Source organism: Neobacillus sp. PS3-12 (assembly GCF_030915385.1).
GTDB lineage: Bacteria > Bacillota > Bacilli > Bacillales > Cytobacillaceae > JAEVLT01.
Genome location: NZ_CP133268.1, coordinates 2640001 through 2653763, shown reverse-complemented (window position 1 = coordinate 2653763; position 13763 = coordinate 2640001). Strand labels below are relative to the sequence as shown.

Here is a 13763-nt window from a genome sequence, read left to right as displayed (position 1 = left end):
AAAACTCTCGACAGAAATATCCTATGAGTAAGAGGAGGCTGGTAGAACTACTTATTTTTACTTAAAATTGGACAAGCTTCTAGAAAAATCGACAATTTTCACTGTCAAACGATGCCGAAAAATTTTTTGGCATTTTTTGTTGTTGCTGCTGCTACTTCCTCGTAGGAAAGTCCCTTTATTTCGGCAATTTGTTCAGCTACTAATTTTACATAACCAGGTTCATTGCGTTTGCCGCGAAATGGGTGTGGTGTCAAATATGGACAGTCCGTTTCAATCAAAAGTTTATCCAAAGGAACTTCAGCTGCCACATCCTTTGGTTTTTTGGCATTTTTAAATGTTACGGGTCCACCCAGAGAGATATAGAAATTCATATTTACACATTCTCGTGCAACCTCGGGGCTGCCGCTAAAGCAATGCATGATCCCTCCTACTTCTTCTGCATTTTCTTCCTTCAGAATTTCGAGAATATCTGCAGTGGCTTCACGGTTATGAATGATAATCGGCAGTTTTACTTTTTTAGCCAACCTAATTTGTTTTCGGAAAACTTCTTTTTGAATGTCCTTCGGTGATTTATCCCAATGATAATCTAGGCCCATTTCGCCAAGTGCTACTACCTTTGGGTGTGAGGCGAGCTCTTCAATCCAGATTAAATCTTCTTCGGTCATATCAATCGCATCAACGGGATGCCAGCCTACACTAGCATAAAGAAAATCATAGCCATCCACTAATTCCATAGCTCGCTCAATTGTCGGGCGGTCAAAACCCACGACAACCATATTGGTTACTCCTGCCTCCTGTGCCCTTGAAATAACCTCGTCTAAATCATCCTTATACTCTTCTGCATTTAAATGAGCATGGGTATCAAATAACATGCTAACCCTCCTTTTTAACTTTCTACATGTCGAACACAACGTAAAAAAATAGAAATGCCCCGAAAATTGTTACACGTGGAACATTTCTATTAGAAAAGCGGAGGCACTCGTTTAGCGTCGTATAGACTGGAGCACATCGACTGAGATAAAGGAAACACGAAGAGCGTTAGCGATTCGATGTTGACTTATCGTAGGGAGATGGGCGAAGTCTACTAGACGCTGGGTGCCGAAGCTAGACAACACTAAGTTGTATACTTACTTGACCTTTGAGCCGTTTGGTAAGGTTTGGTCTACAGTGGCAATGGATAATTGGCCATCTTTAGAGCCTGCTAATATCATTCCTTGAGAAAGTTCGCCGCGAAGCTTCACTGGTTTTAAGTTCGTAATACAAATAACCTTTCTTCCGACCATTTCCTCTGGTTTGTAGTACTGCGCAATTCCTGAAACAACTTGACGTTTTTCATAACCAAGATCAAGCTGGAGCTTCAATAACTTATCAGCCTTTTTCACTGGCTCACAAGCAATGACCTCTGCTACACGTAAATCCACTTTCATAAAGTCCTCAATTGAGATTTCTGGAAGTTCTTCAGGTTTTTCTTCCTTCTTTTCTTCCACGGGAGCAGTTGTCCCCTGCATTTTTGTTTTAATGAAGGCAACCTCTTCTTCCATTTCAAGTCTTGGGAAAATAGGCTGGCCCTTTTCAACCTTCGTTCCACTCGGGATCATTCCAAACTGTTCAAGGCTTTCCCATGTTTGGAGTGTCTCATCGGTAATTCCTAGTTGTTTAAATATTTCTTTAGGTGTCCGAGTTAAGAAAGGTTGGAGAAGAACAGCAATTCTGCGTAATGACTCAGCTAAATGCACCATGACACTGGCCAGCTTCGCATTATTCTCTTCCGTTTTTGCCAAATTCCATGGCTGTGTTTCATCAATATATTTATTGTTTCTGCTTACTAATTGCCAAATGGAAGACAGAGCAACCGAAAATTCCATTTTCTCCATGGCTTCCTCATAACTAGATACAACTTCACGATTCACTTGAAGTAACGCAGCATCAAAGACTTCAGTAGAATCAGTGTAGTCAGGGATAACACCATCAAAATATCTGTTAACCATTGCAACTGTTCTATTAAGCAAGTTTCCAAGGTCATTCGCCAAATCAAAGTTGATTCTTTCAACGAAGCCTTCTGGTGTGAAAACACCGTCTGCCCCGAAAGGAACTTCTCTTAATAAATAATACCTTAATGCATCGAGGCCATAGCGATCAATTAGTGTAACCGGATCAACAACATTTCCTTTTGACTTGGACATTTTTCCATCTTTCATTAAAAGCCAGCCATGTGCAAAGACTTTCTTTGGAAGCGGAAGATCCAAAGCCATTAACATAATAGGCCAATAAATAGTATGGAAACGAACAATTTCTTTTCCAACAATATGGACATCGGCAGGCCAATATTTTAAATACTTTGCATCACTTTCTGTCCCATAGCCAAGTGCAGTAATATAATTCGACAATGCATCAATCCATACATAAATGACATGTTTTGGATCCCCAGGTACTTTAATTCCCCAATCAAACGTTGTCCGCGAAACAGCTAAATCCTCTAGTCCTGGTTTAATAAAGTTATTAATCATTTCATTCTTTCTGGATTCAGGCTGAATGAATTCTGGATTTTCCTCGTAATATTTAAGCAAGCGGTCAACATACTTACTCATTCTAAAAAAGTAGGACTCTTCCTTTACTTTCTCAACGGGTCTGCCGCAATCAGGACAGTTTCCATCAACAAGCTGGCGGTCTGTATAAAACGATTCACAAGGAGTACAATACCAGCCTTCATATTGATCAAGATAAATATCTCCTTGTTCCAGTAATCTTGCAAAGATCTTCTCGACTACTTGTTTATGGCGATCTTGGGTTGTCCGAATAAAATCATCATAAGATATATCCAATTTTTTCCATAGTTCTTGAATGCCATTTACGATATCATCAACATAGCCTTGAGGTGTAACCCCTTTTTCTTCTGCTTTCCGCTGAATTTTTTGCCCATGCTCATCCGTACCAGTCAAGTACATAACATCATAACCGCGAAGGCGTTTATAACGTGCCATTGCATCGCCGGCAACCGTTGTATACGCATGACCAATATGTAAATTTCCACTTGGATAGTAGATTGGCGTTGTTAAATAAAAGGTTTTTAATTTTTCCTCCATCAGTATCCCCCTCCAATAATTTAAAAATGGATCCTATTGCACCATTATTGCCTTATTTAGCTAATTTTAAAAAGGATGGCTGTGTTAAATTTGGCTGTTGATTTCCGCTCCAGGCACTTGCTTTCCGCGGGCGTGCCAGGGGAGCCTCCTCGGCGCTTAAGCGCCTGTGGGGTCTCCCCAGCCCCGTACTCCCGCAGGAGTCAAGTGCCTTCCGCTCCAATCAACAGCGTTAAAAAATCATCAATGACCGTTAACACAGCCAATAAGATAAGAAACTACTTACCATAACAAAACTCAGGCTAAATACATAACGTGCAGAATGAATATTAATATTATACTGCAAAATATACCGAAAGATGGCATTTTCTGCAACAAACCTGTATAGCTAAATAGAACTATGTAAAAATATTCAAAATACCCCCAAAAAAAGGGAACTGCTTATGAATAGTATAGAGGATTGCAGATTATAGAGAAATTTGTCGAATTGAAGAGAAATTGAATCTAAACGAGTCTATTATTTTTTCCAATTATACAATATTAATATTTTCTGATTAGACACCTAAAAAACCTATTAACATTAGGTTTTCTGCTTTTTTAATCAAATTTTAATGTTATTTATAAGATAAAATAATTGACGGATTTGGGAATGGCTGGTATTATTAAAGTAATAAGAAATTTGTCGAATAATGACGAATTAATAGATAGAGAAAAATAGAGGAGATTTGAGAGGAGATTAATATTATGAAATCTACTGGTATTGTACGTAAGGTTGACGAACTAGGTCGTGTGGTTATTCCAATTGAACTAAGACGTACTCTTGGAATCGCTGAAAAGGATGCGCTAGAAATCTACGTTGATGATGAGCGTATTATCTTGAAGAAATACAAACCAAATATGACTTGCCAAGTAACTGGTGAAGTTTCAGATGATAATATGTCACTAGCAGGCGGCAAGCTGATTCTTAGCCGCGAAGGTGCAGAGCAACTTATTAAGGAAATTAAAGATTCCTTCAATTTAGCTAACTAAGATTACACAAAAAAAGCTTCTCCTTAATTGGGAGAAGCTTTTTTAATATCCTGTTAATCTTCAATATGAAAAGCTTGATATACATCTCTTTTCTGAAGTCCACGGTCTTTTGCAGTCAGCTTGATTGCTTCTTTTGATGAAATCCCTTGAGTTGATATGTAATGGTTCACATGCTCTTCTATCATCAAATCTACCCACCAGCTTGTCTCTTCTTCAGCAGCATCTTCATCTGATCCTTCAACAATTAAGCAAAATTCACCGCGAATTTCCTCTTGATTTGCCCAATCAATCGCCTCTGTTATCGTGCCTCTGATAAATTCTTCATATTTCTTTGTTAGTTCCCGGCACAAGACAATTCTACGGTCGCCAAGTACCGCTTCTAGCAATGTCAGTGTTTCCTTCAGGCGGTGTGGAGATTCATAAAAAATAATCGTGGCTGTTTGTTTTTTTAATGTCTCTAACTCTTTTTTCTTTTCTTTTTTCTGCCGATTCAAAAATCCATAAAAATAAAATGGCTGACAAGGAAGTCCCGAAGCAATTAACGCTGTTAAAGCAGCATTGGCGCCCGGTAACGGCACAACTGTTAATCCTTCCGTAAGTGCTGCTGCAACGAGCTCATAGCCCTGGTCCGAAATTGTCGGCATCCCCGCATCACTAACGAGCGCAATTTTGACCCCTTCTTTTAGCTTCTCCAATAACTTAATGCCACTGGATTCTTTATTATGTTCATGGTAACTGACAATGGGTGTTTTTATCTCAAAATAGTTGCACAGCTTTTTTGTATTTCTTGTATCCTCAGCGGCAATAAAGTCAGCTTCCTTTAGCAAGCGGATCGCCCGAAAACTCATATCCTCTAAATTTCCAATCGGGGTTGGGACTAGATAAAGAATCCCTTTCTGTTCCTCATTCTCAAAGCTTTTCTGTTGCCACATGATATCCACCCATTTCTTCTTTCAAAAAATTGATTTTTTGTTTCCTTGATAACTGTTTAAAATGGTATTCCGCTTTTAAGGCATCACTTTTACTGTCAAAACCTTTATAATACGTTAACGTAACAGGACCACGTCCCCTTGTATATTTTGCTCCCTTTCCCTCATTATGCATCTTCACCCGACGCTCCAAATTATTGGTATAGCCGCCATAAAAGCTGCCATCCTTGCAGGTTAACACGTAGAAAAAGTGTTGATTACTTTCCATATAAAATCTCGCTAATTTCCTTTGTGTATTCGTTGTTCTCATTATAAACATACAAGGGAGGTAATATTTTTAAATCAGGGCTGGCGTCCTTTGTGGCTTCAATCAATAAGGTATTGGCTTCTTTCCCTTCTTTTGGATAAACAAATTGAATTCTTTTCGGCTCAAGCCGATATTGTTTCATCAGGGTCACGATTTCAATTAATCTTCCTGGCCGATGTACAAATGTAACTTTACCGCCCTGTTTTACCAATTGGCTCGATACCCGAATAGCATCCTCCAAAGTACATAAAATTTCATGTCTGGCAATCGCAAGATGTTCATTTAAATTTATTTCGTCTTTAGATGGCGTAAGAAAGTAGGGAGGATTGCAGGTGACAACGTCAAACTTGCCAAATCCCAGCATTTTAGGCATGTCTTTTATATCACCATGAATCATTTGTATTTTATTTTGTAAGTTGTTGTATTCGACACTCCGCTCGGCCATATCAAATAAGCGTTCTTGGATCTCAACCCCAATAATGTTTCCTTTCGACCGTGTACTTAAAAATAGCGGAATAACACCATTCCCGCTACAGAGGTCGATCAAATTCCCCTTTTGGATGGGAACATATGCGAATCTTGCCAATAAGACAGCATCAATCGAAAAAGCAAATACAGATGGGCTTTGAATAATTCTCAAATCCTCTGCTAGTAAATAATCCAAACGTTCATCATCTTTCAAATTAACCATGAATATTCTCCTAAAAATGTAAAAATAGCCTTCCATGTAGGAAGGCTGATTATTTTTTGTTGAGAAAAGAAAGACAGAAGAGACAATCTCCTTCTTTGCGAAGGCTTCCAAAGTGCAAGCTGCAAATATGAAATCCTTCATGGTATAGACGGGCAAGATTATCATAACCCTCCCCAATATCAAAAGGTTTATCCACTGCACCTGGCTGCTCGGTCTGACTTGTCCGATTGTCTTTTTCTGAACTTTTCTTTTCCTTGAATTTCCCTGTCGAATCAAGAAGACGTCTTAAATTCTCATTTTCAAGTTTTAAAGATTGATTCTCTTCTAGTATTTCGGCTAAGTGCGTTTTAAATTCACCAAGCTGTTGATAAAGGTGACCAATTTGCGTTTCCATATTACTTACTGAATCAAATATTTCCTTTTTATCCACGTCTTCCACCTCATTACTCTGTGGATTGAATAGAAAAAGCGCCCTCTTTTATGATTTCATCCAGTGTATATTCGAGAACACGATCTTGTTCCTTTAACTCCACCTGAAGTACCCGCTCTAATATATTGAGTCCCACAACCTTACCAGGACCATGAGGAGTGGCAATCATTTCTCCTAAATCAGGAAGCTGCTCCTTCGCTGTTTCATATTCATCATTTTCATACTTCAAACAACACATAAGCCTTCCGCATAACCCTGAGATCTTCGTCGGATTTAAAGATAAGTTTTGGTCCTTGGCCATTTTGATGGACACTGGGTCAAAATCACCTAAAAATGTTGAGCAGCACAGCATTCTTCCACATGGGCCAATCCCGCCTAACATCTTAGCTTCATCCCTGACACCAATTTGACGGAGTTCAATCCTTGTTCGGAAAATCGCCGCTAAATCTTTTACAAGTTCACGAAAATCCACTCTGCCATCCGCCGTAAAATAAAAGATTACTTTATTTCGATCAAAAGTGTATTCGACATCAACAAGCTTCATATCAAGCTGATGCTCATTTACCTTTTCATTACATACCTGATAGGCTTCCTCAGCAGCCTGTTTATTTTCATCAACAATCATGCGATCCTTTTGATCAGCAATTCGGACAACCTTTTTCAATGGAAGGACGATATCGTGTTCCTCTACCTGTTTCTTGGCAATAACTGCCTTGCCATATTCAACACCGCGTACCGTTTCCACAATGACAAAGTCATCTTTTTGAATTGCGAGCTCACTGGGATCAAAATAATAGATTTTTCCCGCTTTTTTAAAGCGTACTCCTATAACATCATACAAATGTAGATCCCTCCTGCAATTTTAACACAAGCTGTTCCATTAACAGCTGAACATTCATATTGGCTTGCAATCTTCTTTTTGCCCCAAGTATCGCTTCCATTTGTTCTGCTAAACGCCGACTCGATACTCTTAACGCAGATTGTTTAAACCGATCCATTTCTTTTTAAAAACAACCTGGTCGTATTTCTCTAATTGTATATATAATAAATCCTTGAAAATAAGAAGTAAAAGATCTAAACCACGATCAATCTGTTCTTTATCTTTAAAGTGTTGATGCCATTCACCTTGCAGCTGAACCATTGCCTCAAGGCTATTTTTTTTCAACACTTCATATAATTTTAACACTATTTTTTGGGCTTGTGCAAACCAATCATCGACATTTAATGCAATTGCTTCTTCGGGATTATTTGTCAAATGGGCCAGTAACAAAGCATTTTCCGGATTAACTCCGTTTTGAATCAATTGCTTGGCTAATGTTTGTGGTAGTAACTGCTTAAATGACAAAACTTGGCACCTAGAAAGAATGGTAGGTAATATTTTCTGAATTTGTTCGGTCAAAAGGAAGGCAACGGTTTGAGCACTCGGTTCTTCAAGGAACTTTAATAAACTATTCGAAGCACTAACAGACATTTTATCTGCATGAATAATAATATAAATCTTTTTTGAAGACTCAACAGCTTTTTTAGAAAACTCCTCTTGTAATTCTTTAATCTGTTGCTTCTTTATCGATAAGCCATCTGGTTCAATGATATGGACATCGGGATGGTTTCCATTATTAATCCGTTTGCAATTAACACATTGGTCACAGGGCCGATACCCGTCTATTGGGGCCTCACAAATGAATGATTTTGCTAAAAGCATCCCGATTTCTCGTTTTCCTGTACCACGCATCCCTTCAAATAAGTATGCATGGGCAACTCTATCTTTCAAAATACTATTCCTCATCATTGTTAAGACAAGGGGCTGAAGTTCTTCAAGTTGGCTCCAGTTTTTTATCAATCTCATCACTCTCTAACCATTAAAATTACTCCCACTTAAAAATGAAGAAACTGATCTACTGGAAGAACGAACACTGTTGCGCCCCCGACTTCCACCTCAACCGGTTTAGGAACGTAAGAATCAACGTTTCCTCCCATTGGGGACATTGGGGAAACCAGTTGGTCCCTTGCCCTGCAGTTCTCTTTTATAATTCCAAGAGCCTTTTCAACTCGAATATCCTCTGTTCCAATCAAAAAGGTTGTGTTCCCAGATCGCAGAAATCCTCCTGTTGTCGCAAGCTTAGTCGTTCTAAAATTATGATCCATCAGAGCTTTTGATAAACGGTTACTATCCTGGTCCTGAACAACAGCTACAATTAATTTCATTGTCTCTCAACTCCTATTATGGTGGCTCCATTGAAAACTTATCTATATTATAACAAAAAAAGCCCTTAGGCTTCTTTGTTTAAGTGTTTTTCAATGGCACTTGCCGCATCCTGCAACACATTTTCAGGGCTGCCGGAGGCATCAATTTTGATGATTCTTTCTGGGAAACGTTCTAGTAACAGTTGATAACCTTCATGTACTTTTTGGTGGAAATCCAGTGATTCTAAATCTAGACGGTTTACTTCCCTGCCTTGATTTTTACTGATTCTACTAAGACCTAATTCGGGATCAAGATCAAAATATATGGTAAGCTCAGGCATCATATCCCCAATGGCAAATTGATTAATAGTAAATACCTCATCAACGCCCAAACCTCTCGCATACCCCTGATACGCTAGAGAACTGTCAACAAAGCGGTCACATAAAACCATTTTCCCTTGCTTCAGGGCAGGTTGCACTTTTTCAACTAAATGCTGTCTTCTCGCTGCTGCATACAAAAGCGCTTCAGTACGAGGATCCATTGTTATATTTTCCTTTGCTAAAATAACCCTGCGAATTTGTTCAGCAATCTCAATACCGCCTGGTTCCCTTGTTAACAGGGTATTTTCAAACTTCTCTGCCAACATGCGTGCAATTGTAGTTTTCCCTGCACCATCTGGCCCTTCTAATGTAATAAAAATTCCTCTAGTCATTAACTATATACCTCCGAAAAAACCTTTAACTTATGTTGTTTAAGCATAGACCCGCCTTGAAACTTAGCTTGATCTTGTATTAACCTTTTCAAATTTTCAACTTTATCTTGTGTAATTTTTTCACCTTGTAACAAGAGTGGTATACCTGGTGGATATGGGATTACTGTTTCTGCTGCCACCCGATTAACAGATTCTGAAATAGGTATGTCAATTATCTCTAAATTTTTCATCTCTTTATATCCAACAGCTAAGGTCGAGATTCGATTGTACGGGTGAATATTAATCTCTTTTATTGGAATGACGGAGATATCCTTTAATGCCATTTTTACTTTTGCCAAGGCTTCCTCATAGGGGTACACTTTGTCCGTCTTTTGTAACGGGAGGACAAATAATACATTATAAGGATCAGCAAGCTCCGTGAAAATTCCAAATGTTTCAAGTTTCTTTTGAAGGGCAAATCCACTATGCCAGCAAGTTGACTGGATCGTTACCTTTAGCGGGTCTCCATCCTCAGGGTATCGAAGTACCCTTATTCCTGAAATTTCATTTAGTCTATCTTTAAACACACTTATTTCATTTATTAAAAGTTGGACGTCACTGGGGCGGTAGGAAGCTAAATAACTTCTAGCCAGATCTAATGATGCCATGATTGGATAAGAAGGACTGCTGGACTGAAAAATATGTAGATATTCCATAACCCTGTGAACATCAACTAATTTACTATTATAATGCAAATATGACCCCATTGTCATAGCTGGCAGAGTTTTATGGGCAGATTGCACGACTATATCTGCTCTCAGCTGAACCGCTGAAGGGGGAAATGGATCTTCTAAAATAAAATGGGCACCATGTGCTTCATCAACCAGAACAGGAATCTGGAATTGATGGGCAAACTCGACCATTTCTTTAAGGTTATAAGTGAGTCCATAATAATTTGGATAGGTTAAAATGAGTGCTTTTGCATTAGGATAAGCTGTTACAGCCTCTTTTACCGTCTGGATACTGACCCCAGTGGCAATTTTCCAGTCTGGGTCAAACTCAGGTTCTAAAAAGATGGGAGTGACCTTCCCTAATTTTAAAGCATTTAAGATCGACTTATGACAATTTCGTTGGACTAAGACGAGATCATCCTCTTCACAGGCAGCCATAACCATAGCTAAGTTCCCTGCTGTTGATCCATTAATAAGAAAAAAGCTGTTTTTCACCTTATATAAATCTGCTAATAACGATGCTGCTTCTAAAATGGGACCTTCTGGAGCATGAAGGTCGTCCAATCCAGAGAGTTCTGTGGCATCAATTTTGAATATCTGCTCAAAGTATTTTTCCGAAGAAACCGTCCCATATTTATGGCCAGGCACATGAAACGAGATTGGATTGGTATTTGCATGTGCACAAAGCGCTTCATATAGGGGCCTTTTATTTTGATTCATATATATACTTCCTTTTTAGAGTCTTTTTTATTTTATCAAAAAAAATAAGCCCTTAAAGGACTAGATTATGAAAAAATTTCAGGCGTGTTTATTTTTCTAAGCTGCTTTAAATAATATTTATATTTTGGATTGCTGCTATCCGTATGAATTATATCCTTTTCACAATCTATACAGATAAATGAAGTGTATAGATGTATTCCTTTTGTTTTCATTTGTTCACAGACCACGCAAGTTTCCCCGTATTGGTGTTGTGCTAATGGCGAACTCAATTCCCCCACCTCCATACACCCATTCTTCCCAGGTTAATTATTTGTATACAATTTTTAGAATATTTCAGACTTAAATCCTCCATTTATTTTATGTTGCATCTTGCAATTGGGTGTATGTCTATACAGTATTTTTTCAATACTTTCTTCAAATAAGTCCTATATGAAAAGATATCACTCATTATAGCGGGATTTAAGGTGCAGTGCGGATATACGTCTAATAGTTGCGGATATATCAAGAAATGTTCGGATATAAATGCAATATTTACGGATATAAAATCGTATCAAACAACTATTGACCGTTATGCGAAACTCTATCTTAATTATAAAAAAAGACAACCTACATCAGGTTGTCTTTCCTAGCCTGGCAACGTCCTACTCTCACAGGGACTTTCGTCCCAACTACCATCGGCGCTGAGAAGCTTAACTTCCGTGTTCGGTATGGGAACGGGTGTGACCTTCTCGCCATTATTACCAGACTTATTGAATTGAGGTTTATTCCCTCAAAACTAGATAATCAGAAGAAGTGTAAAGAACGAATAATCATTAATATTGGTTAAGTCCTCGATTCGATTAGTATCAGTCAGCTCCACACGTCACCGCGCTTCCACCTCTGACCTATCAACCTGATCATCTTTCAGGGATCTTACTAGCTTGACGCTATGGGAAATCTCATCTCGAGGGGGGCTTCATGCTTAGATGCTTTCAGCACTTATCCCGTCCGCACATAGCTACCCAGCGATGCCTTTGGCAAGACAACTGGTACACCAGCGGTGCGTCCATCCCGGTCCTCTCGTACTAAGGACAGCTCCTCTCAAATTTCCTGCGCCCACGACGGATAGGGACCGAACTGTCTCACGACGTTCTGAACCCAGCTCGCGTACCGCTTTAATGGGCGAACAGCCCAACCCTTGGGACCGACTACAGCCCCAGGATGCGATGAGCCGACATCGAGGTGCCAAACCTCCCCGTCGATGTGGACTCTTGGGGGAGATAAGCCTGTTATCCCCAGGGTAGCTTTTATCCGTTGAGCGATGGCCCTTCCATACGGAACCACCGGATCACTAAGCCCGACTTTCGTCCCTGCTCGACTTGTAGGTCTCGCAGTCAAGCTCCCTTGTGCCTTTACACTCTGCGAATGATTTCCAACCATTCTGAGGGAACCTTTGGGCGCCTCCGTTACTCTTTAGGAGGCGACCGCCCCAGTCAAACTGCCCACCTGACACTGTCTCCCACCCCGATGAGGGGTGCGGGTTAGAATTTCAATACAGCCAGGGTAGTATCCCACCAATGCCTCCACCGAAGCTGGCGCTCCGGCTTCAAAGGCTCCTACCTATCCTGTACAAGCTGTACCAAAATTCAATATCAGGCTACAGTAAAGCTCCATGGGGTCTTTCCGTCCTGTCGCGGGTAACCTGCATCTTCACAGGTACTATAATTTCACCGAGTCTCTCGTTGAGACAGTGTCCAGATCGTTACGCCTTTCGTGCGGGTCGGAACTTACCCGACAAGGAATTTCGCTACCTTAGGACCGTTATAGTTACGGCCGCCGTTTACTGGGGCTTCGATTCAGAGCTTCGCTTGCGCTAACCCCTCCTCTTAACCTTCCAGCACCGGGCAGGCGTCAGCCCCTATACTTCGCCTTGCGGCTTCGCAGAGACCTGTGTTTTTGCTAAACAGTCGCCTGGACCTATTCACTGCGGCTCTTCAGGGCGATTAACCCCAAAGAGCACCCCTTCTCCCGAAGTTACGGGGTCATTTTGCCGAGTTCCTTAACGAGAGTTCTCTCGCTCACCTTAGGATTCTCTCCTCGCCTACCTGTGTCGGTTTGCGGTACGGGCACCTTTTATCTCGCTAGAGGCTTTTCTTGGCAGTGTGGAATCAGGAACTTCGGTACTATATTTCCCTCGGCATCACAGCTCAGCCTTCACGGTGAACGGATTTTCCTATTCACCAGCCTAACTGCTTACACGCACATATCCAGCAGTGCGCTTACCCTATCCTCCTGCGTCCCCCCGTTGCTCAAACGATAAAGAGGTGGTACAGGAATATCAACCTGTTATCCATCGCCTACGCCTTTCGGCCTCGGCTTAGGTCCCGACTAACCCTGAGCGGACGAGCCTTCCTCAGGAAACCTTAGGCATTCGGTGGATGAGATTCTCACTCATCTTTCGCTACTCATACCGGCATTCTCACTTCTAAGCGCTCCACTAGTCCTTACGGTCTAGCTTCAACGCCCTTAGAACGCTCTCCTACCGCGGACACCTAATGGTGTCCACCCACAGCTTCGGTGATACGTTTAGCCCCGGTACATTTTCGGCGCAGAGTCACTCGACCAGTGAGCTATTACGCACTCTTTAAATGGTGGCTGCTTCTGAGCCAACATCCTGGTTGTCTAAGCAACTCCACATCCTTTTCCACTTAACGTATACTTTGGGACCTTAGCTGGTGGTCTGGGCTGTTTCCCTTTTGACTACGGATCTTATCACTCGCAGTCTGACTCCCACGGATAAGTCTTTGGCATTCGGAGTTTGTCTGAATTCGGTAACCCGATGAGGGCCCCTAGTCCAAACAGTGCTCTACCTCCAAGACTCTTACAACGTGAGGCTAGCCCTAAAGCTATTTCGGAGAGAACCAGCTATCTCCAAGTTCGATTGGAATTTCTCCGCTACCCACACCTCATCCGCGCACTTTTCAACGTGCG

Annotated in this window: 12 protein-coding genes, 2 rRNA genes and 1 pseudogene (1 of these 15 running past the window's edge); 1 reads left to right on the top strand and 14 read right to left on the bottom strand. The window is 40.8% G+C overall.

All coding sequences use genetic code 11. The features are described 5' to 3' along the window. Positions 1-104: 104 nt before the first annotated feature. Together RCG17_RS13415 and metG are read right to left on the bottom strand one after the other, a co-directional pair. A complete protein-coding gene (locus RCG17_RS13415; RefSeq protein WP_308175600.1) occupies positions 105-872 on the bottom strand; it encodes a TatD family hydrolase in 768 nt (255 codons plus the stop codon). 255 nt (positions 873-1127) lie between these two features. Next, positions 1128-3083: a methionine--tRNA ligase gene (gene metG / locus RCG17_RS13410; protein ID WP_308175599.1), complete on the bottom strand. Its 1956-nt coding sequence runs from the start codon at positions 3081-3083 to the stop codon at positions 1128-1130. A 741-nt stretch (positions 3084-3824) separates the two neighbouring features. On the opposite strand from metG, the gene RCG17_RS13405 reads away from it, so the two are divergent. Beyond that, entirely contained in the window at positions 3825-4109 is a 285-nt protein-coding gene (locus RCG17_RS13405; RefSeq protein WP_308175598.1) for a transition state genes transcriptional regulator AbrB, read from the top strand. 53 nt (positions 4110-4162) lie between these two features. On the opposite strand, the gene rsmI is transcribed toward RCG17_RS13405, so the two are convergent. From rsmI to RCG17_RS13345, 12 genes and pseudogenes are all read right to left on the bottom strand, one after another. Further along, positions 4163-5041: a 16S rRNA (cytidine(1402)-2'-O)-methyltransferase gene (gene rsmI / locus RCG17_RS13400; protein ID WP_308175597.1), complete on the bottom strand. Its 879-nt coding sequence runs from the start codon at positions 5039-5041 to the stop codon at positions 4163-4165. Beyond that, positions 5019-5306 (bottom strand): GIY-YIG nuclease family protein, encoded by a 288-nt coding sequence (locus RCG17_RS13395; RefSeq protein WP_308175596.1) that lies wholly within the window; start codon positions 5304-5306, stop codon positions 5019-5021. The genes rsmI and RCG17_RS13395 overlap by 23 nt, the downstream gene beginning before the upstream one ends. Next, positions 5296-6036: a tRNA1(Val) (adenine(37)-N6)-methyltransferase gene (locus RCG17_RS13390; RefSeq protein WP_308175595.1), complete on the bottom strand. Its 741-nt coding sequence runs from the start codon at positions 6034-6036 to the stop codon at positions 5296-5298. The genes RCG17_RS13395 and RCG17_RS13390 overlap by 11 nt, the downstream gene beginning before the upstream one ends. A gap of 49 nt (positions 6037-6085) precedes the next feature. Continuing rightward, positions 6086-6466, bottom strand: a complete 381-nt coding sequence (gene yabA, locus RCG17_RS13385; protein WP_308175594.1) for a DNA replication initiation control protein YabA — start codon at positions 6464-6466, stop codon at positions 6086-6088. A gap of 13 nt (positions 6467-6479) precedes the next feature. Next, complete coding sequence (locus tag RCG17_RS13380) at positions 6480-7307, bottom strand: PSP1 domain-containing protein (protein ID WP_308175593.1); 828 nt, start codon at positions 7305-7307, stop codon at positions 6480-6482. Next, positions 7300-8306 (bottom strand): annotated as a pseudogene (gene holB, locus RCG17_RS13375) (DNA polymerase III subunit delta'). Before holB ends, RCG17_RS13380 begins: the two are co-directional and overlap by 8 nt. A 35-nt stretch (positions 8307-8341) precedes the next feature. Further along, positions 8342-8671 (bottom strand): cyclic di-AMP receptor DarA, encoded by a 330-nt coding sequence (locus RCG17_RS13370; protein WP_308175592.1) that lies wholly within the window; start codon positions 8669-8671, stop codon positions 8342-8344. 65 nt (positions 8672-8736) lie between these two features. After that, positions 8737-9363, bottom strand: a complete 627-nt coding sequence (gene tmk, locus RCG17_RS13365) for a dTMP kinase (RefSeq protein ID WP_308175591.1) — start codon at positions 9361-9363, stop codon at positions 8737-8739. Next, positions 9363-10793: an aminotransferase class I/II-fold pyridoxal phosphate-dependent enzyme gene (locus RCG17_RS13360; protein WP_308175590.1), complete on the bottom strand. Its 1431-nt coding sequence runs from the start codon at positions 10791-10793 to the stop codon at positions 9363-9365. The genes tmk and RCG17_RS13360 overlap by 1 nt, the downstream gene beginning before the upstream one ends. Before the next feature lie 65 nt (positions 10794-10858). Then, positions 10859-11077: a sigma factor G inhibitor Gin gene (locus RCG17_RS13355; RefSeq protein WP_374120930.1), complete on the bottom strand. Its 219-nt coding sequence runs from the start codon at positions 11075-11077 to the stop codon at positions 10859-10861. A 344-nt stretch (positions 11078-11421) separates the two neighbouring features. Next, a 5S ribosomal RNA gene (rrf, locus tag RCG17_RS13350) occupies positions 11422-11538 on the bottom strand. Between the two features lie 73 nt (positions 11539-11611). Further along, positions 11612-13763: ribosomal RNA gene (locus RCG17_RS13345) — 23S ribosomal RNA — on the bottom strand (it continues 785 nt past the right edge of the window).

Coding starts and splice junctions, on each gene's coding strand:
- rsmI (WP_308175597.1), bottom strand. CDS start 5,041: ATGTGGCAACAGAAAAGCTTTGAGAATGAGGAACAGAAAGGGATTCTT.
- RCG17_RS13415 (WP_308175600.1), bottom strand. CDS start 872: ATGTTATTTGATACCCATGCTCATTTAAATGCAGAAGAGTATAAGGAT.
- tmk (WP_308175591.1), bottom strand. CDS start 9,363: ATGACTAGAGGAATTTTTATTACATTAGAAGGGCCAGATGGTGCAGGG.
- RCG17_RS13395 (WP_308175596.1), bottom strand. CDS start 5,306: ATGGAAAGTAATCAACACTTTTTCTACGTGTTAACCTGCAAGGATGGC.
- RCG17_RS13355 (WP_374120930.1), bottom strand. CDS start 11,077: ATGGAGGTGGGGGAATTGAGTTCGCCATTAGCACAACACCAATACGGG.
- metG (WP_308175599.1), bottom strand. CDS start 3,083: ATGGAGGAAAAATTAAAAACCTTTTATTTAACAACGCCAATCTACTAT.
- RCG17_RS13360 (WP_308175590.1), bottom strand. CDS start 10,793: ATGAATCAAAATAAAAGGCCCCTATATGAAGCGCTTTGTGCACATGCA.
- RCG17_RS13370 (WP_308175592.1), bottom strand. CDS start 8,671: ATGAAATTAATTGTAGCTGTTGTTCAGGACCAGGATAGTAACCGTTTA.
- RCG17_RS13390 (WP_308175595.1), bottom strand. CDS start 6,036: ATGGTTAATTTGAAAGATGATGAACGTTTGGATTATTTACTAGCAGAG.
- RCG17_RS13405 (WP_308175598.1), top strand. CDS start 3,825: ATGAAATCTACTGGTATTGTACGTAAGGTTGACGAACTAGGTCGTGTG.